The following is an 18,540-nucleotide window of genomic DNA, read 5'->3' as shown; positions in this document are numbered from 1 at the left end:
AGTAAACCCCGTCGGCGGCCCGGGCGTCATTCTTTGGGCCGTCGGGTTCGGCGCGTCGCGCGGTTCAGAAGGATTCGGGCACCAGCCCGGCGATCCGGAGGTGATCGTGGAGGCCCGCGGCCAGCGGTACGGACGCCAGGTCGGCCGCGGTCATCCACCGTGCGTCGTCGGCGTCGTCGCCGGGGCGGAGGTCACCTCCGACGATCGTCGCGGCGAAGTCGTGGATCTCGTAGCTGCGGTCGCCCGGGTAGTCGATGGTGGCGCACCACAGCTCCGCACCGATCTCGACGCGCAGACCGGTCTCCTCGAGAACCTCGCGGGCGGCGGCCTCGGCCGTCGTCTCACCGATTTCGACGTGGCCGCCCGGGACCGACCAGCACCCCCGCTCCGGATCGTGCCCGCGCTTGACCATCAGGATGCGACCGGCATCATCGACGATGACGGCGCCGGCGGCCAGAACTGGTTTCACCCTCTCTACGGTAGGACGTCGATCTCGGCGTCGTGACCGCGGTGGCCGCCCCGGCGAACTACTGTCGGCGGAGTGACGGAACGTCGAGCGGAACCGATGAGGCTCGCCGCGATCGTGGCGACGGCGACGGACGTCGCGTCGACCCGATCCCGGACGGCGAAGAAGCGTCGCCTCGCCGAACTGCTCGCCGCCGTGGCACCGAGCGAGACTCGCGCGGTAGTCGGACTGCTGCTCGGCAGGCCGATCCAGGGCCGGATCGGAGTCGGGTGGCGGACGGCGCACGCCGTGCGTACCCAGCCGGCGGCGGATTCGACATTGACGGTCAGCGACGTGGACCGGGCGTTCACGGAGGTCGCCGCTGCGGCGGGTCGCGGCGCCGCGCAGGCCCGCGCGGCGACGCTGGAGTCGTTGATGCGCCGGGCGACGGTCGATGAGCAGGACTACCTGATCCGCGTCCTCACGGCCGAGATGCGCACCGGCGCGCTCGAAGGCGTTCTCACGGACGCGGCCGCCGACGCGGCGGGCGTACCGCCGTCGGAGGTACGCCGCGCAGCGATGCTCTCCGGTGATCTCGGGAGCACTGTGCGGGCCGCCTTGGCCGGCGAGGACCTCGGCGCCGTCGACCTGACGCCGGGCATTCCCGTCGCTCCGATGCTCGCGGGCACCGCCGGGTCCGCCGCGGAGGCCGTCGCGGGCATGGCGGACGCGTCGGTGGAGGTGAAGCTGGACGGCGCCAGGATCCAGGTGCACCGCGTGCGCGGCGAGGTCGCCGTCTACACGCGCAGTCTCGCCGACGTCACCGTCCGCGTGCCCGAGATCGTCGCGCTGGTGTCGGGGTTCTCCGGCGGCGATCTCGTCCTCGACGGTGAGACACTGGCGCTGGACGCCTCGGGAGCGGCGCGGCCCTTTCAGGAGACGATGAGCCGATTCGGTATGGGTGCGGGCGATGTCGCGCTCAGCGCATGGTTCTTCGACGCGCTGTACGCCGAGGGCCGGAGCCTGATCGACGAACCGCTCCGGCGACGTCGCGAGGTGCTGTCGCGGTTGGTCGGGGAGCGGCGGATTCGGGGAATCGAGGTCGCGGGCGGCGAGTCCGCGGCGCGGGCCGACGACTTCTTCCGCGCGGCGGTGGCCGGTGGCGACGAAGGCGTGGTGGTCAAGTCGCTCGACTCGCCGTACACGGCGGGACGTCGTGGGAGCCAGTGGATCAAGGTGAAGCCGGTCTACACCTACGACCTGGTGGTGCTGGCCGTGGAGCAGGGCTCAGGGCGTCGGCGGGGACTGCTGTCGAATCTGCATCTCGGCGCCCGTGACCCGGACGGGCGATACGGTCCGCCGGGCGGATTCGTGATGGTGGGCAAGACGTTCAAGGGGCTCACCGATGAGGTCCTGCGGTGGCAGACGGACTACTTCCCGACGATCGCCACCGGCGAGGCGGGGCATGTCCTGAACGTCCGGCCGGAGACCGTCGTCGAAGTCGCGATCGACGGTGTCCAGCGATCGTCGCGATACCCCGGCGGAGTCGCACTTCGGTTCGCGCGCGTCAAGCGGTACCGCACCGGCGTCGACGGCAAACCCGCCGTGGACGCCGATACGATCGACGTTCTGCAGTCGTTGCCGGGGGCTCGCTCGCGGGCGTGATCCGCGGTGATGGACGCGATCGACGGGAGTATCGGGTCGGCGACCGGTAAATGGGTTGCCGTGCCGATTCGTCGGATCTACCGTCTACTGCCATGAACGATCTCCGCGCCTCGCGTCCAGTCACGCGCTGATCCCGCGGCCGCTCGGCGGCCGCGACGGCATCGGCGCATCCGAAGCCGTTGGAGCCGTCATGTCTACCGATCCGTCCGCGTTCTCCGCACCTCCCGCTGTCGTGCTGTCGAATCTCTCGTTCACCTGGCCGAGCGGTGCCGAGTTGCTGACTCGTATCAACGTCGCGTTCACCGCGGGAAGCACCGGTCTGGTCGGTGCGAACGGGAGCGGGAAGTCCACCCTGCTGCGGCTGATCGCAGGCCGACTGACACCCACGTCGGGGTCGGTCAGCGTCCGCGGGACGGTGGCGTCTGCGCCGCAGGACCTGGGGCTGCGCAGCGCGGACACCGTCGGTGACCTGCTCGGCGTCCGGTCCCGAATCGATGCGGTGCGGGCTGTCGAGAACGGGTCGTGCGATCCGTCGTTGTTCGACCTGATCGCGGACGACTGGGACGTCGAAAGGCGTGCCGAGGGCGCGCTCGCGGAGGCCGGACTCGACGGGCTAGACGTCGACCGACCAGTCGGCACCGTCTCCGGGGGCGAGGCCGTGCGTGTCGGCCTCGCAGGGTTGCGCATGACGGACCATCGGATCACTCTGCTCGACGAGCCGACGAACAGCCTCGATCGGTACTCCAGGTCGGCAGTGTACGAGGCGATCCGGACATGGTCGGGGACGCTGATCGTGGTGAGCCACGACGTCCGGCTGCTCGACTCGATGGACAGGACCGCCGATCTGCACGACGGCACGCTGTCGACATTCGGCGGCGGGTGGAGCGACTACCGGGCACAGCTGGCAGACGGCCAGCACGCCGCCGAACGTGCCCTGCGGTCGGCGGAGGAGACACTCAAGGTGGAACGACGTCAGCGCGCGGTGGCCGAGGTCGCGTTGGCGCGCCGGCAGCGTTATGCGCGTACCGATTTCGACATCAAGCGGCGACCGAAAAGCATCATGCAGACGCGAAGGATGCAGGCTCAGGTGTCAGCGGGCAAGCTCCGCCGCCGCTTGGACTCACGGGTCGACGCGGCCCGAAGCGCGGTCGACGACAGGGCCGATTCCGTCCGCAGAGACGATCGGATCCGGGTCGACCTGCCGTCTCCCGGGGTGCCCGCGGGACGGCGCCTCGCCGAGTTCACCAGCTGCCGCGGAGAGACATTCGAACTCTGGGGTGCGGAGCGCGTCGGTGTGATCGGACCCAACGGAGTGGGGAAGACGACGCTGATCAGCATGCTCGCCGACGGGTCGCCGCACGGGCGCGCGATGCGGAGTACCGCGGTCATGGCGCGTGCGCACACTGATCGGATCGGCTGTGTCCCGCAGCTGCGAGACCTTCGCGCCGATGCGGAATCGGTGCTCGACGTGGTCAGCGCGACCTCGCCGAATGCGTCGCCGGATCGGATTCGGGCGCGGCTCGCACGTTTCCTGCTGCGTGGCGACGCCGTCCACCAGGCGGTCGGTTCCCTCTCCGGAGGAGAGCGGCTGCGCGTTCTGCTGGCGACGGTCCTGCTCTCCGACCCGCCCAACCAACTGCTGTTACTGGACGAGCCGACGAATGACCTCGACTCGTCCAGCGTCGACGCGCTCGTCGACGCACTGACCGGATACGGAGGCGGGCTGGTGGTGGCGACTCACGACGACGCCCTGCTCAAGCGACTGGCGGTCGGGACGGTCCTCGAACTGGACGGCGACGGGTTTCGAGTCCGGCGGGTGAGGGATTGACGAACGCGGATCGACCTCGGCCGAGCGAGTTCGTGTCACCCAGCGGATCCAGCGAACCGGACGGGGAAGACCACGGTGCGTTCGACGACCCGCTCCCGCTCCGCGGCCAGGCCTCGCCGGCGGGGATCGCCGAGGTAGGCGTCGAGAGCCACTTCGTCCGGAAGGCGGATGAACTGCGTCTCGTTGGGAGTTCCGTCGGTCCCCGGGCCGATCGCCCGGGCGAGGAGTTCGCCGTGGTGGTCGGGGAGGAGGGCGAGCACCTGGTCCTCGTACGCTGCCATGTCGTGTGCCAATTCGGCGCGAGCCCAGAGCAGACAGCACAATTCGATCGCCGCACGCCCCGGTGCGGACGGTGTCGGGGGGATGGGAAACTCGCCAGAGGCTCCCCGCGGAGTCGATGCCATGGTGACCTTCTCGATGTCGATCGCGCTGCTCGCCGGTTCCTCCAGCGTAGTGGAAATCGGACAGTGCGAGAACGGATTTGGCCTCCGCGGCCGATTCGGCACCGTAGTTCGCCGGGTTGGCGACCCGTCTGACGCTGTCACGACACGCGTTGCGCGGCAAAGTGTGTCGTCCATCCACGACGGGTCGATCCGCGGCCGGGTTGGCCATGGGGGACGTGGCGGCGGACGGATGTGGTAGGTCTGCGGGAAAGCTCATGCGGTCGTCGGGCAAGGAGTCGTGAACGTGAAGAAGTGGGCATTGCTCGCGGGAGCCATCGTGTCGGAGGTCGCCGGAACGATGCTGCTGCGCGCGTCGGTGGACCATGCTGGATGGTCGGTCGGCGTGGTGGCCGGGTACCTCGCGGCGTTCGGACTGTTGGGCATGACGCTGCGTGAGGGCTTGCCGGTCGGCGTCGCCTACGGCGTGTGGGGCGCGACCGGCGTCGCGCTGACGGCGGTGCTCGGTTCGATGGTCTTCGGGGAGACCCTCAGCCCGGTGGCGATGGTCGGCATCGCCGTCATCATCGTCGGAGTGCTCGTGGTGCAGACCGGCGGCGCGCGCTCGGGAGACGAGGAACGAGTCGAGGTCGGGAGATGAGCTATCTGTGGCTGGCGCTGGCCATCACAGCCGAACTGACCGGCACGTTGAGCATGCGTGCGAGCGACGGCTTCCGGAGGCGGTGCTGGCTGGTGCCGATGGGGCTCGGCTACATCGCGTCATTCGGCTTCCTGGCACTCGCATTGGCCGCGGGGATGCCGGTCGGCGCCGCGTACGCGGTGTGGTCGGCGGTCGGAATCGTCTTGGTGGCGTTGCTGGCCCGGGCGATCTGGCGCGACCCGCTGACCCTGCGCATGACGATGGGCTTCGCGATCATCACCCTCGGCGTCGTTCTCGTCGAGCTCGGGTGAGACCTCTCATCGGCGACGGAAGACCCGGCTGGACGCCACACCGGTGGCGATGAGTCGCCCGTCGTCGTCGGTGACCTTGATGTCGCTGAGGGTGGACGTGCGCGTCCGACTCACGACATCGGCGGTCGCGGTCAGGTCCCCGGTTCCCGGGAGCAGGTAGTGGACCGTCAGGTCCGTCGTCGCACCTCCGGTCGCATCGGCATCGGCATCGCTGAACCCGGAGGCGGAGGCCGCCGCGGCGACGGTGTCGATCAAGGTGGCGATGACGCCGCCGTGGAGGACTCCGGGGACGGTGGTGGCGTCTTCGGAGTAGGGGAGCGCGATCGTCACCGATTCGGGTTCGGCCGTCAGAAGCCGGAACCCGAGGGCCTTCGCCACGGGGGAGCCGAGGAGTGTTCCTTCGATCCAGTGCTGAGCGATCTCATGCATGATGTCGTCCTTCCGGTCGGGCGGCGTGATAGGCCGCGACTACGAGTGTCCGGCGGGCGGACCGGAAGGGCGATGACCCCGGAGGTCATGGTCGGGATGACCGCGCCGCATTGAGGACGGTCTCGCGGGTGGCGGCGTCGGCGGGATAGAAGCATTCGACCCGCAGTTCGTCGATCGTCACGTCGTGCGCCGATTCGACGCTGGTCAGGACGCTGAAGAAGCGCAGCTCGCCGTCGTCGACCCGCAGCCGCATCGGTACCACGACATCGGTCGGGTCCGGTGGATCGACGTCGTCGCCCGGGTAGGCGGCCACCTCGTCGGCGAGTGCGGCGAGCCGGGGATCGGCCAGTCGATCGGCGCGACGGCGAACCTGTCCGATCAGGTGTCTGCGCCACTGGCCGAGATTGATGATCTGCGACGCCACTCCGTCGGGGTGCAGGGCGAGCCGGACCGCGTTCATCGGCGGTTCGAGCAGGTGCGGCGCGCATCCGGCAAGCAGCGGATCGACGGCGGCGTTGTAGTCGACGACATCCCACCACCGATCCAGCAACAGGGCGGGAAACGGTGATTGGGCTTCGAGCAGGGCCTGCAGGGCGGAACTGACCGCGAACAACTCGGGCGACGAGAGGTCGGAGCACGAGTAGGCCGGAGCGAATCCGCCCGACAGCAGGAGTTGGTTCCGTTCGCGGAGAGGCACGTCGAGATGCCCGGCCAGCCGCTCGATCATGTCGCGCGTCGGCCTGGACCGGCCGTTCTCCACCCAGCTCAGGTGGCGCGTGGACACGCCCGCGCGATTCGACAGCTGGAGTTGGCTCAGTTGCCGGTGCTGTCGCCAGCGCCGTAGTTGCGGCCCGATGCCGGGTTCTGCGGTCACGCTCGTCATGCAGTCGACGCTAGCCGCCCTGGATCACGCAGACCATGACCTCCGAGGTCATGCTGCACCGACGTCATCCGGCGGCGATGGCTTTCGCGTCGGTGAGCACCGCTTCCAGCATCGGGGCGGTCAATCGGTGGGTGAACGTGTTCTGCTGGCTCACGTGAAAGCAGCCGAGGAGTGCGAGTGACCGACCGTCGGGATGCTCGATCTGCACGCGCACGCCATGACCGAAGGCCGGCCGCGGGCGCGGAACGGTCCAGCCGCCGTCTGCGAGCGACGACAGCAGCGCCTGCCAGCCGAAGCCGCCGAGCACGACCGCGGCCCGAAGGCTCGGGGCGAGCAGTTCGAGCTCGCGACCCAGGAACGGGGCACATCGTCGGCGCTCTTCGGGCGTCGGCTTGTTCGCGGGCGGAGCGCAGTGGACGGGTGAGGTGATCCGGGTGCCGAACAGCTCCAGTCCGTCGTCGGCCGAGACGGCGACGGACTGACTCGCCAGGCCGACAGCGTGCAACGCCGCGAACAGGAAGTCGCCGCTGCGGTCGCCGGTGAACATCCGTCCCGTTCGATTGGCGCCGTGCGCGGCCGGAGCCAGGCCCACGATGAGAATCCGGGCGTCGCCCGGTCCGAACCCGGGAACCGCACGGCCCCAGTACGTCTGGTCGCGGAACGCGGCGCGCTTGGTCGCTGCGACCTCCTCGCGCCAGGCGACGAGCCGCGGACAGGCGCGGCAGTCGGCGACGAGGTCGTCGAGCGCAGTCAACGACCGGATGCGTGCGGCGCGGTCGGGGGCGGATTCGGCTCGCCGGCTCATGACTGGTGACACTAGACCCGGCGGACCACACTTCGCGCGGTCGCCGGTCACCGAACCGCGTTCACGGCATAGTGAGACCATGCGCCGAACGCTCGCCGATGTCCTGCCCGCCGTCACCGAGGCGCTCGCCGGCCGCGGCGACAACGCTCTCGACCTGGCCCCTGCGAGGGACGTCGTCGTCCTGCTGATCGACGGGCTGGGCGCGCGGCTCATCGCGCGGCACAGCGAGATCGCGCCGACCCTGGCGGCTCATGTGCGGGCGACTCTGCGCGCGGGGTTTCCGGCGACCACCGCAACGAGCATCTCCAGCCTGGCCGTCGGTGCGCCGTGCGCGACGCACGGCATCATCGGATACAGTTTCGGGCTGCCCTCGGCGGACGGGCCGGAGAACTTCAACGCGCTGCGCTGGCGAACCGGCGGCGCGGCGGGAACGGATGCGCGGGAGACACACGCGCCCGAGTGGCTGCAGCCGACTCCGAGCGTTGTTCAGGAGCTGGCGGAACGCGGAGTCGAGATCCACTACGTCGTACCGGCCTACCAGGTGGAATCCGGACTGACCAGGGCGGCGTTCCGCACGCCCGGACTCCTGCATCCGGCCGAGAGCCTGGCCGCGGTGCGCGACGGCATCCTGGAAGTGGCCCGCCATCCCGACGCGGGACGTCGTTTCGCGTATGCCTACCACCCCGACCTCGACATGCACGGTCACATCTCCGGACCGGAGTCGGCGGAATGGCTCGCCGAGCTCGGCGCGATCGATGCCATGGTCGCGGATCTGCTCAGCGATCTCCCGTCGAGCTGCACGCTGCTGATCACCGGTGATCACGGGATGATCTGCGCCGGAGACGTCATCGACCTCGAAGCCGACCCGGACCTGTCACGCGACGTGGAGCTGATCTCCGGCGAGGCCCGCGTTCGCCACGTCTATGCGCGGAGTCCGGGGTCCGCGGCGGTCGTCCAGGACAGGTGGACCGCGGTGCTCGGTGACCACGCGCTCGTCGTGAGTCGCGAACAGGCGCTCGATGAGCACTGGTTCGGTGCGACGCCGCCGACCGAGACGATCGCGGCCCGCATCGGTGACGTGGTCGCGGTCGCACGCGGGACCGCGGTGCTGACCTGTCCGACCGCCGAGCCGCTGGAATCGACGATGGTCGGTCATCACGGGGCGCTGACCGACGACGAGCAGCTGGTTCCGCTGATAGTGAGCGGCGGAGCCGCTGGTTGAGCCGATTCGCGAGGCCGAAGGCCGAGAATCGGTCGAAACCGTGGTGAGATTGCAGCGAAAAACGGGCCGCGATCTGGAGTCTCAGCCCGGGTGACTGGGGTTTCGACTCGCTCCGCTCGCTCAACCAACGGTGGTGGGCTGCCCAATCTCCGCTTCCCCTTTCATCATAACCGGTGGTCGGGGCCTTGCGGCAAGGCCCCGGGCAGCGTGCACAATGGGCGCTCCGTCGCATCGAACCGAACTGGAGTCCCATTTGCCGAACCCTGTATTCGACCTGCCCGACCGCCTCGCCGACAAGACCGATCCCGGGCTGATCGCCGCCGATGCCGAGCACCTGGCCCGGGTCGCCGACCGGGTGGCCGGACAGATCACCGATCTGCGCGCCCAGCTCGACGCGGCGCGGAGATCCACGGACGTCCGCGTGGGAGCGGGACTGGAGCGCGACCAGGAGATCCGCCGGTTGGGTGCCCGCATCCGGACGCTGTCGCGGTTCGGTGCCGACGTCTGTCTGGGGCGGGTCGTCGGGGCGGACGGATCGACGACCTATGTCGGTCGGCTCGGTGTCTCTGACGAGGACGGCGCCCCGCTGCTGATCGACTGGCGTACTCCGGAGGCGGCACCGTTCTTCGCGGCGACGCTGGCCGAGCCGATGGGTCTGGTCAGTCGACGGCACTATCGCTGGTCGCGCGAGAGGATCGTCGACTTCTGGGACGAGCTGTTCGGGCCGGCCGCCGACGAGCCGACTGCTGCACTCGACAGCCAGTCTGCGTTCATCGCCGGTCTGGGCGCGAGCCGGTCGCCGAAGATGGCGTCGGTGCTGGGCACCATCGCGGCGGACCAGGATCTCGCCATCCGCGCCGATTCACACGGACCGCTGGTGGTGGACGGCGGCCCGGGGACGGGGAAGACCGTCGTCGCCCTGCATCGCGCCGCCTATCTGCTGTACGCCGATCCCCGGTTGAAGGGGAACCGCGGCGGGGTGCTGATCGTCGGCCCGCACCGGCCGTACCTGTCGTACATCAGCGACGTCCTGCCGAGCCTGGGCGAAGAGGGGGTCGCGACCTGTACGCTGACCGACCTCGTGCCGGCGGGTGAATCGGCGCTGCCCGAGTCCGATCCGGTTGTCGCGCAGCTGAAGTCGTCGTCGGCTCTGGTCGGTGCGGTGGACGCCGCGGTCGCCTTCTACGAAGAGCCGCCGACGGAGGGGTTCGAGATCGACACTCCGTGGGGCGAGCTGTGGGTGAGTCCCGCGGACTGGGCGGAGGCGTTCGCCGCCGTCGGCCCCGGCGCCGTGCACAACGAGGTGCGCGAAGACGTGCGGGACGCACTGCTCGAGATCCTGATCGCGAAAGCCGAACCGGAGGTTCCCGGCGCCCGGCTGCGCACCGCGCTGGAGGCGGACTCGGAGCTCGCCAGGGCACTGCGTCGGTCGTGGCCGATGATCGATCCGGCCGACCTGCTATCGGACCTGTGGGCGGTGCCCGCCTATCTGCGGCGCTGCGCACCGTGGCTCACGGCCGACGAGATGCGCGCACTGCGGTGTCCAGAGGGCTCGCGGCCCACCGTGTCCGACCTCCCGATCCTCGACGCCGCGCGGCGCAGGCTGGGAGATCCCGACGTGACGCGTCGGCGGCGCAGGCGCACCGCCGAACTGCGCGAACAGCGCCGGGTGCGAGACGACGTGGTCGATGAGCTGATGGCAGGCGACGACCGCGAGTCGCTGGTGTCGATGCTGCGCGCCGAGGACATCCAGGGGGTGATCGTCGACGAGTCCGGGGTGGACGACGGACCGGTCGATCCGCTCGCCGGACCGTTCGCGCATATCGTGGTCGACGAGGCGCAGGACCTCACCGACGCGCAGTGGCAGATGCTGCTCTCGCGGTGCCCGTCGCGCAGTTTCACGATCGTCGGCGACCGGGCGCAGTCGAGGGCCGGTTTCCGCGAGACCTGGGCCGAGCGGATGGAGCGAGTCGGACTCGGAACGCCCCGCCGGACCACTTTGAGAGTCAACTACCGGACTCCGGAGGAGGCGATGGCGGAAGCCGGTCCGGCGATCCGGGCGGCGCTGCCGGACGTCGAGGTCCCGGAGTCGATCCGGGCGAGCGGGCATCCGGTGATTCGCGCTGGAACGGCCGAGCTGGACCAGGTGCTGTCGGGGTGGCTCGCGTCGAACGCCGAGGGGACGGCATGCGTGATCGGCACCGAGGTTCGCCGAGGCGATGACCGGGTGCGGTTCCTGTCACCGGTCGAGGCGAAGGGCCTGGAGTTCGATCTGGTGGTCGTCGTGGATCCGGCGCAGTTCGGCGACGGGATCGGTGGAGCCGTCGACCGCTATGTCGCGATGACCCGGACCACGTCGCAGCTGGTGTTGCTGGCCGACTGATCGATCGGACGGATCAGCCGAGGTACCGGTGCGACCAGCCGACGGCGCGGACCTCGCCGACCGGCCCGGTGAGCGTGGTGATCGACTGGTACTTCGGCGTCGGCGGCTTGCCACGAGACTTGCGCGTCATCGGCACGACGAGTCCCTGCGGCGTGCCGTTTCGACTCCAGTCCTCGCTGACCAGGAACGACTCCGGAAGGCGGTCACCGAGGAAGACGTATCGCGCGGTGCCGCGCTTACCGTCGGCCGGACCGTGCAGGCGATGCATGATCATGGTCCGGCTATGAGCGCCGGGCTCGCGGATGAACTTCACCCGCTCGTACACGGGAGCGCCCATCGCGAACAGCGCGCCGTAGGGCGCACTCGCGACGTCGTGCGCGGTGATCGCCGGTGCGGCGGTCGCGGCGGGTGCGGTTACCGCCGTAGGCACGATCACCGCGGCCACGGTGGCGGACACCGCGAGGGTGAGGAGTCGCCGACTGCGCCGATCGGGGGCGATTCTGCTGAGACGAGAGGGATTCCGGCGGTCACTGGCTGTGCGCGGCGAACCTGTCATCGGTCAACCGTCTCAGCTGCGTAGCGGCAGGGCAAGGACCCGCCGCGTTCAGGTTTCGCTCGGCGTGTCGAGTTCGGCGAGCAGATCGACGGCCGCGCGGGCGTATTCACCGATCCACCGGTCATGGATCCGCTTGATCGGCAGGGGAGCGAGGCTCAGGTGTCGTTCACGGCCGACCTTCCGGCCGGTCACCAGCTCTGCCCGTTCCAGCACTCGCAGGTGTTGGAGGACGGTGGTGCGGTCGAGTTCGGGGAAGTGCTCGCAGACCTGACCCGTCGTGCGGGGCGCGACCTTCAACAGATCCAGGATCCGGCGGCGAGTGGCGGCGGCGAGGGCCTTGAAGACTAGGTCGTCGGCGTCGTCGCTCTTGTCTCTGCGGCCTGACATGTTGTAAATTTATCACATGAATGACACAGGCAAGATCGAAGACGCACCTCAGGCCGCCGAACTCGAGGACCTGTCCTTCACCGTGACCGGCATCGTCTCGCGGTCGCCCGACGAGGTCTACGAGGCCGTCGCCGACCCGGACCGGCTGTCGAAGTACTTCACGACCGGCGGCGCGAGGGGGCGCCTCGAGACCGGCGCGACCGTCTCCTGGGACTTCCACGACTTCCCCGGGGCGTTCGACGTTCGCGTAGTGGAGGCGGTCCCGCCGAAGCGGATCGTCATCGCCTGGGCGGGTGTCGAGACGGTGGACGTCGGCGGGACCACCACGACGTTCGAGTTCGAGCCTGTCGACGACGGGACCCGCACGCTGGTCACGATCACCGAGGCGGCCTGGCGGCTCACCGAGGACGGGGCGAAGAACGCCTTCGGCAACTGCATGGGCTGGACCGGCATGCTGGCCGCGATGAAGGTGTGGGTCGAGCACGGGATCAACCTGCGAGAAGGCTTCTATCGCTGACCGTCGTGCGGTCCGCGACGACGTCGTCGGACTCGGGCCGCTCGCAGCGAGCCCGGTCGCGTAGTAGTTTCGACGCGTGAGACAAGTCCGGGTCCCGAACCGCGCACGATCGGTCGCAGTGCTGGCCGCCGCGGCGTCCCTCGCCGCGGTCGTCGCCGTCTCGCCTGCGCCGGCCGCCGGGGCGCCGCAGACTGCTCGCGCGAACCTGTTCGGGGCGTCGCTCGCGCCAGGAACCGCCGGGCTGACGCCGCAGCTGGCGATCGCGTACACCGCCGCGTACCGGAGTGCCCGGTCGGCCGGGATTCCGATGTACATCAACTCCGGTAAGCGGTCCCGCGCCGAGCAGGCCGCGCTGTGGCGGCAGGGGATCGCCGAGTATGGCAGCGCCGCCGCGGCTCGCCGCTGGGTGCTGCCGCCGGACGAGTCGACACACGTCTCCGGACAGGCGGTCGACATCGGACCGCAGGCCGGTGCAGGCTGGTTGCAGGCGAACGGCATCCGGTGGGGACTGTGCCGGACTTTCGACAACGAGTGGTGGCACTTCGAACTGGCCGCGGTGCCCGGCACCAAGTGCCCACCGCGTCTGCCCGACGCCAGTCGACGCTGACCGGCCCGCGGCGCGGCCAACTCGCGATGGGGTCGTTTCCGGGCTACGAACTTCGTGCTCGATAGGTAAGGATGGATGCGTGTCGGAGAATCCGGATTCCGAGAATGCCGGCGTCGAGCCGCCCGTCGAAGACGAGCAGTCGGCGTCGTCCGCCGGTGGTGAGCGCGACGAGGTGACCGCACACGTCGACGGCGGCGATGTCGTCGACGTGGTGGAAGCCGTCGAATCGATGCAGGCGGCATTGGAAGCGGAGGTCGCACCGGCGGTCGACGCCGAGCCGACGTACATCTCGTACGAGGAATTCGGCCGGAGCTTCTTCGAGACCGCCGTCACCGAGGAGCGGATCGGCAGCGCCTTCACCGCGATCGCCGGCGAGGAGTTCGAGGTCGGGCCGATCGGGTCCGGACCGGCGGGCGTGGTCAAGGTGCACGCGAAGGTCCGAGTCGCCGAACCGGAGATCACCCGCGACGTCGGCCAGCTGATCACGTTCACCGTCAAGCTGCCGCTGCACATCGCGCTGAGCGTCGACCTCAAGGTCGACCGCATCCGCTACGACGTCGACGGACTGGTGACGCTGCCGTTGACCGTCCGCTGCGCGGCGCCGCTCCAACTGCGCATCGAGGTGGATCCGCCCCGGCCTCGAGACGTCTTCGTCGACGTCAATTCGCGGAACGTGCGCGGCGAGATCATCCGCAATCTGGCTCAGGTGGACGACGAGATCAGGCGGGTGATCGCGAGGTTCGTGGAGACCGAGATCGACAAGCCGGAGATCCGGAAGGCGCGCTTCATCGATGTCGACACGGAACTGGGCCGCGCGTTCGAAGGTCTCTGACGCGGCGACGGTGACATCCTGGGGACATGACTGACATCGACCCGGAGAGCGCCGAGACCTACGTCGCCGAGAACCAGCCGTACGAGCGCGACACCCGCTACATCGAGAGCCGGATCACGCGCGACGGTGCCGACGGCTACCCGATAGAGCCCGGTCGGTACCGCCTCGTCGTCTCGTACGCGTGCCCGTGGGCGAACCGGTCGATCATCGTGCGACGACTCCTCGGGCTCGAGAACGTGATCTCGATGGGGGTGTGCGGACCCACCCACGACAGGCGCTCATGGACCTTCGATCTGGATCCGGGTGGCGTGGACCCGGTCCTCGGCATCCCGCGACTGCAGGACGCGTATTTCAAGCGAGTCCCCGGGTACGAGAAGGGGATCACGGTTCCCGCGATCGTCGACGTGCCGACCGGCGCCGTCGTCACCAACGACTTCCCTCAGATCACCATCGACTTCGAGTTGGAGTGGACCGAGTTCCATCGCCCCGGTGCGCCGGACCTGTACCCGGAGGCGCTGCGTGCGGAGATCGACGAGGTGAACGCCGTCGTCTACCGCGACGTCAACAACGGCGTCTACCGCTGCGGATTCGCCGGGTCACAGGAGGCGTACGACGCCGCATACGACCAGTTGTTCGCCCGACTGGACTGGCTGACCGAGCGTCTTCGGGGCCGGCGCTACCTGGTCGGCGACACGATCACCGAAGCCGATGTGCGGCTGTTCACCACACTCGCGCGGTTCGACGCGGTCTACCACGGCCATTTCAAGTGCAATCGGCAGAAGCTGTCGGAGATGCCGGTCCTGTGGGCGTATGCGCGAGACCTCTTCCAGACACCGGGATTCGGCGACAGCACGAACTTCGATCACATCAAACGGCACTATTACGAGGTCCACCGCGATCTGAACCCGCTGGGCATCGTGCCGAAGGGGCCGGATCTCTCAAACTGGGCCGAACCGCATGGCCGGGAGTCGTTGGGCGGCAAGCCTTTCGGAGACGGCACACCGCCCGCCCCGCTCGGCTGAACGGAACGGGCGGCGTGAGGTCGAGGGCAGGTCAGGCGACGGACTGCTCGGCGGCGTGGGCCTTGCCTCGCGGAATCGCGAGCGTGATCGCGACGCCGACGAACGCGGCGATCGCGCCGATCAGGAAGCACCAGTGGAAGGCCGAATGCGTCGGCACCTCGTGGCCGCCGCCCAGGTCGATGGTCGACGCGGCCAGGACGACGGCCATGATGGCCGACGACAACGTGGTACCGACCGATCGCATCAGGCCGTTGAGGCCGACTGCGGCGCCGGCTTCGGTGATCGGCACCGAGCCCATGATGAGCGTCGGCATGGCCGCGTAGCCGATACCGACACCGGCGGAGGCGATCACCGAGGCCACGGCCAGCTGCCAGGGTGCATTCATCAGGAAGAACGCCGTCAGGTAGCCGATGCCGAGAACAGACGCGCCGATAGCGAGGGTCAGCTTCGGGCCGAGGCCGTTGATCAGCATGCCCGAGACCGGGGCGAACAGCATCATCATGATGCCGCCGGGTGCCATCCAGAGGCCGGTGTGCAGGATCGACTGCCCGAAGCCGCCCGCGCCCTCGGGCACCTCGAGCATCATCGGCACGACGATCGCCTGCGCCATCATGCCGAAACCGATCGCGACGGCGGCGAGATTGGTGAGCAGCACCGTCGGCTTGGCCGTGGTGCGGAGGTCGACGAGCGGATCGCTGTGGCGCAGTTCGAAGAACGACCACCCGATCAGCACGACGACGCCGACGACCAGGAACCCGAGCGTGGTGCCGGACGTCCAACCCCAGTCCTTGCCCTTCGAGATCGCGATGAGCACGCTGCACAGGCCGATCGCCAGACCGATCGAGCCGATCACGTCGAGACGTCCGCCCGCACTGTCCGCGATGTTCGGGACCACCACGATGACGAGCACGGTCACCAGCAGGGCGAGGCCGGCCGAGGCCCAGAAGAGGGCGCGCCAGTCCCAGGTCTGCGCGATCCACGCCGAGAGCGGCATGCCGACCGCGCCGCCGACGCCGAGCGTCGCGCTCATCGCAGCGACCGCCATGGAAGTCAGACGCGGGGGAGTCACCTCGCGCATCAGGCTGATGCCGACGGGGATGAAGCCCATCGCGAGGCCCTGCACGGTGCGGCCGACGAGCATCGGAAGAAGACTGTCGCCGATTGCGCAGATGAGGGAACCGATCACCAGCAGAATCGAACTGGCGAGGATGACTCGCTGCTTGCCGTACATGTCGCCGAGCCGGCCGGCGATCGGCATGGCGACGGCGGCGCCCAGCAGGGTGGCGGTGATGACCCACGACGCGTTGGAGATCGATGTGTGGAGGAGTTGCGGCAGCTCGGGCTGCACCGGAATGATCAGGGTCTGCATCAGCGACGCGACCAGGCCGCCGAAGCACAGGGTGATGACGATGCCGAGAGCGCCGCGGGGACTGAACGATTCGTCCGTCTGTGGTGCGGCGGTCGGAGCGCCGGACCCGGGCGAGGCGTCCGCGGTGTCGGAGGAGGAGGTCATTCTTGGGCCTTCGTTTCGGTGCTTTCGGGAACTATGAATAGCGTATGTAACATACATATGCATGATGCACATCCCAAATCGGGAGTGGTGTGACGGCGCGCGCCGGGATGGAGTGAGAACGGTGGGGCACGACGATTCGATCTGGCCGTCGGACGTTCATCGAGACGTTGTCGAGGAATTGCTCCGCATGCGTCGGGCGCGTGCCGAGATCGACCCGAAGGCGATCCTCGAGGCGTCGGCCTTTCACATCCTATGGCTGCTCTCGGACGGCAGGGCCCGCACGCTGCGCGAACTGAGCGAGGATCTCGATCTCGAGCAGTCGACGGTGAATCGTCAGGTGAACGCCGCGATCAAGCGCGGCTATCTCGAACGTTTCGAAGTCGCCGGACAGATCAGCCGGATGCATCGACCGACGGAGGCGGGCGTCGAAGCATTCGAGCACGATGGGAAGCGGCGCGCGGATCGGCTGAATCGCGTGTTCGCGGACCTCGCGCCCGGCGACCCCGCGATACTGCTGGTTCAGCTGCGGGCGTTCAACGACGCGTACGAACGCCAGGTCATCGACGCCGATTGATGCTGGATCGAGTCTGATCCGAAGATGTCCGGCTCTGGGCGGTCGCCCGTGCTCCGGCGATCGCGATGGCCACTGACGAGTCGATCAGGTCGGCGTCGAGCGGCTGATTCTCGAGCAGTGCGCGCATATACGCGGGAGCCGCGAGCGTCTCGATGGTGCGATCCGCGTCGACTCCGGGCGGTAGCTCACCGCGTTCGACGGCCCGGTCGATGAGGCGTGTCGCGTCGGCGAAGCGGGCGTCGAAGAACGCGGCTTTGGCGGACGAGGCCGGGCCGTCGTCGTTGAGGGCGGCGACGCCGCGGACCACACGCAGGATCTCGGGTCGGTTGAGGAGATCGACGATCTGCGAGAGCAGGGCGTGGAGGTCGCTGTCGAGCGCGCCGGTGTCGGGAAGCGGATTGTCCGCTTCGGTCAGCTTGAGCAGAGCGGCGGCGGCGAGGTGGTCGACGGTGGGCCAACGCCGGTACACGGTCGTCTCGGCGACTCCTGCGGCTTGCGCGACTCCGCGGACGGTGAGTCCGGGCAGTCCGTCGGTCAGCAGACAATCCAGTGCTGCGGCCGTGACCGCTTCGTGCGCTCGTAGGCCGTTTCGTGTCCGGGAGCCGAGCGGCCGCCGGTGCGGCGACGCGGGGTGGGTGATCCGGGCACCCCGTCATTCTGTCTGATCATCGGGACCCGCGGGTCGCGGGTGCGACGGCTTCCCTCAGGTCCTTGACGGAGTCCGCACCGTGCCATACGTTTCCTTAACGAAACTAGAAATAGCGTTAAGGTGTGAGATGAATACTCCAGAACTGCCGATCGTCGCGACCATCGCGGGACAGGTGTACTCGCGGGCAGATGTTCTCGCCTGGGAGGATGCGCGGATCGACGCGGCGGCGCGCAAGGTCGGGCTGCCCGTGCCGGAACCCGGCCCGGTCGCCCAGCGCCGGGAGGCGTGGTTGCAGAGCAAGCGGGGTCTCGGCGATGCCGAACTCCGGAGACGGCTGGCGCGGGACATCCGAGTCGCCGACGCGGTAGCGGAGCTGTCGGCGGCTGTGAGTAGACGCCGGCGGGTCTCCGTGACGGACCTGACCGTCCCCGGCGGATCAGCCGCAGGTTTCGTCGACTGGTTCAATGAGATCACGTCCTCGTCGAATCGAGATGAGATGGAACGTGCCTGCCCCGATCACTTCATCCTGCGAATGGCGGACGGGCGTCAGGAAGTGATCGAGACGAATGGCGGTGCTCCGCTCGCGGCGCTGTTCACGATCGACTACGACGACGTCTCGACGTTGGTGACCCCGATTGATCCGGCATTCGACGTGCGGGTGGACGGGGTCGCGCGTTCGGCGAAGGGTAAGGCCATTGGCGGAGTGCGGCATCAGTTCCGCGACACTCCAGACGGGGTCCATGCGCGACTGCTGGTCGAGTTTCCGTTGCCCATGCTTCCATCGATCGTCCGCGGACATCACTTCCATCTCGCGTGCGAGTTCTCGAACTGGTTCGAGGCGGCGATCGCCGCGGACGCCTGAACGCGTCCG

21 protein-coding genes are annotated in these 18,540 nt (G+C 68.8%); 12 read left to right on the top strand and 9 right to left on the bottom strand.

The window, feature by feature from the left end:
- Positions 1–64: 64 nt before the first annotated feature.
- Positions 65–469: an NUDIX hydrolase gene (locus SCNU_RS17170; RefSeq protein ID WP_009680680.1), complete on the bottom strand. Its 405-nt coding sequence runs from the start codon at positions 467–469 to the stop codon at positions 65–67.
- A gap of 96 nt (positions 470–565) precedes the next feature.
- On the opposite strand from SCNU_RS17170, the gene SCNU_RS17165 reads away from it, so the two are divergent.
- Together SCNU_RS17165 and SCNU_RS17160 are read left to right on the top strand one after the other, a co-directional pair.
- Positions 566–2,110 (top strand): ATP-dependent DNA ligase, encoded by a 1,545-nt coding sequence (locus SCNU_RS17165; protein WP_009680679.1) that lies wholly within the window; start codon positions 566–568, stop codon positions 2,108–2,110.
- 190 nt (positions 2,111–2,300) lie between these two features.
- Entirely contained in the window at positions 2,301–3,938 is a 1,638-nt protein-coding gene (locus SCNU_RS17160) for an ABC-F family ATP-binding cassette domain-containing protein (RefSeq protein ID WP_009680678.1), read from the top strand.
- 35 nt (positions 3,939–3,973) lie between these two features.
- Here SCNU_RS17160 and SCNU_RS17155 read toward each other — a convergent pair whose 3' ends face one another.
- The gene (locus SCNU_RS17155; protein ID WP_009680677.1) at positions 3,974–4,219 is read right to left on the bottom strand and encodes a hypothetical protein; all 246 of its coding nucleotides are present in this window, start codon (positions 4,217–4,219) and stop codon (positions 3,974–3,976) included.
- 406 nt (positions 4,220–4,625) lie between these two features.
- Between SCNU_RS17155 and SCNU_RS17150 the strand changes: the two genes are divergently transcribed.
- The gene (locus SCNU_RS17150; protein ID WP_040518771.1) at positions 4,626–4,979 is read left to right on the top strand and encodes a DMT family transporter; all 354 of its coding nucleotides are present in this window, start codon (positions 4,626–4,628) and stop codon (positions 4,977–4,979) included.
- Positions 4,976–5,290, top strand: coding sequence for a DMT family transporter (locus SCNU_RS17145; RefSeq protein ID WP_009680675.1), 315 nt, complete (start codon positions 4,976–4,978; stop codon positions 5,288–5,290). The genes SCNU_RS17150 and SCNU_RS17145 overlap by 4 nt, the downstream gene beginning before the upstream one ends.
- A 6-nt stretch (positions 5,291–5,296) precedes the next feature.
- Here SCNU_RS17145 and SCNU_RS17140 read toward each other — a convergent pair whose 3' ends face one another.
- From SCNU_RS17140 to SCNU_RS17130, 3 genes are all read right to left on the bottom strand, one after another.
- Complete coding sequence (locus SCNU_RS17140; RefSeq protein WP_009680674.1) at positions 5,297–5,719, bottom strand: PaaI family thioesterase; 423 nt, start codon at positions 5,717–5,719, stop codon at positions 5,297–5,299.
- 85 nt (positions 5,720–5,804) lie between these two features.
- Positions 5,805–6,602: a helix-turn-helix domain-containing protein gene (locus tag SCNU_RS17135; protein WP_009680673.1), complete on the bottom strand. Its 798-nt coding sequence runs from the start codon at positions 6,600–6,602 to the stop codon at positions 5,805–5,807.
- 64 nt (positions 6,603–6,666) lie between these two features.
- Positions 6,667–7,407 carry a uracil-DNA glycosylase gene (locus SCNU_RS17130; RefSeq protein ID WP_009680672.1) on the bottom strand — a complete coding sequence of 247 codons (741 nt, stop codon included), beginning with the start codon at positions 7,405–7,407 and terminating at the stop codon, positions 6,667–6,669.
- Positions 7,408–7,486: 79 nt separating this feature from the next.
- Between SCNU_RS17130 and SCNU_RS17125 the strand changes: the two genes are divergently transcribed.
- Together SCNU_RS17125 and helR are read left to right on the top strand one after the other, a co-directional pair.
- A complete protein-coding gene (locus SCNU_RS17125) occupies positions 7,487–8,629 on the top strand; it encodes an alkaline phosphatase family protein (protein ID WP_009680671.1) in 1,143 nt (380 codons plus the stop codon).
- A gap of 214 nt (positions 8,630–8,843) precedes the next feature.
- Positions 8,844–11,012, top strand: a complete 2,169-nt coding sequence (gene helR / locus SCNU_RS17120) for an RNA polymerase recycling motor ATPase HelR (protein WP_009680670.1) — start codon at positions 8,844–8,846, stop codon at positions 11,010–11,012.
- 13 nt (positions 11,013–11,025) lie between these two features.
- Here the strand turns inward: helR and SCNU_RS17115 are convergent, their stop codons facing one another.
- Both SCNU_RS17115 and SCNU_RS17110 read right to left on the bottom strand, forming a co-directional pair.
- Positions 11,026–11,469 (bottom strand): hypothetical protein, encoded by a 444-nt coding sequence (locus SCNU_RS17115; protein WP_009680669.1) that lies wholly within the window; start codon positions 11,467–11,469, stop codon positions 11,026–11,028.
- A gap of 147 nt (positions 11,470–11,616) precedes the next feature.
- Positions 11,617–11,955 (bottom strand): ArsR/SmtB family transcription factor, encoded by a 339-nt coding sequence (locus SCNU_RS17110; protein WP_009680668.1) that lies wholly within the window; start codon positions 11,953–11,955, stop codon positions 11,617–11,619.
- Positions 11,956–11,971: 16 nt separating this feature from the next.
- Between SCNU_RS17110 and SCNU_RS17105 the strand changes: the two genes are divergently transcribed.
- The 4 genes from SCNU_RS17105 (at position 11,972) to SCNU_RS17090 (ending at position 14,933) form a co-directional block, all read left to right on the top strand.
- Complete coding sequence (locus SCNU_RS17105; protein WP_009680667.1) at positions 11,972–12,472, top strand: SRPBCC domain-containing protein; 501 nt, start codon at positions 11,972–11,974, stop codon at positions 12,470–12,472.
- A 76-nt stretch (positions 12,473–12,548) separates the two neighbouring features.
- Complete coding sequence (locus tag SCNU_RS17100) at positions 12,549–13,079, top strand: M15 family metallopeptidase (protein WP_139026079.1); 531 nt, start codon at positions 12,549–12,551, stop codon at positions 13,077–13,079.
- Between the two features lie 229 nt (positions 13,080–13,308).
- Positions 13,309–13,911 carry a hypothetical protein gene (locus SCNU_RS17095; protein ID WP_050792860.1) on the top strand — a complete coding sequence of 201 codons (603 nt, stop codon included), beginning with the start codon at positions 13,309–13,311 and terminating at the stop codon, positions 13,909–13,911.
- Between the two features lie 26 nt (positions 13,912–13,937).
- A complete protein-coding gene (locus tag SCNU_RS17090) occupies positions 13,938–14,933 on the top strand; it encodes a glutathione S-transferase family protein (RefSeq protein ID WP_009680664.1) in 996 nt (331 codons plus the stop codon).
- A 31-nt stretch (positions 14,934–14,964) separates the two neighbouring features.
- On the opposite strand, the gene SCNU_RS17085 is transcribed toward SCNU_RS17090, so the two are convergent.
- Entirely contained in the window at positions 14,965–16,446 is a 1,482-nt protein-coding gene (locus SCNU_RS17085) for an MFS transporter (RefSeq protein ID WP_009680663.1), read from the bottom strand.
- Positions 16,447–16,567: 121 nt separating this feature from the next.
- Here SCNU_RS17085 and SCNU_RS17080 point away from each other — a divergent pair, with 121 nt between their 5' ends.
- A complete protein-coding gene (locus SCNU_RS17080) occupies positions 16,568–17,020 on the top strand; it encodes a MarR family winged helix-turn-helix transcriptional regulator (protein ID WP_009680662.1) in 453 nt (150 codons plus the stop codon).
- Here the strand turns inward: SCNU_RS17080 and SCNU_RS20695 are convergent.
- Entirely contained in the window at positions 17,004–17,570 is a 567-nt protein-coding gene (locus SCNU_RS20695; protein WP_274378031.1) for a TetR-like C-terminal domain-containing protein, read from the bottom strand. The genes SCNU_RS17080 and SCNU_RS20695 overlap by 17 nt on opposite strands.
- Before the next feature lie 226 nt (positions 17,571–17,796).
- Here SCNU_RS20695 and SCNU_RS17070 point away from each other — a divergent pair, with 226 nt between their 5' ends.
- A complete protein-coding gene (locus SCNU_RS17070; protein ID WP_009680660.1) occupies positions 17,797–18,531 on the top strand; it encodes a hypothetical protein in 735 nt (244 codons plus the stop codon).
- The last annotated feature ends 9 nt before the right edge of the window (positions 18,532–18,540 follow it).

Source organism: Gordonia neofelifaecis NRRL B-59395 (assembly GCF_000192435.1).
In the GTDB taxonomy this organism is placed as follows: domain Bacteria; phylum Actinomycetota; class Actinomycetes; order Mycobacteriales; family Mycobacteriaceae; genus Gordonia; species Gordonia neofelifaecis.
The sequence above is the reverse complement of the archived record's forward strand: the minus strand, read 5'-3'. Positions and strand labels throughout refer to the sequence as shown.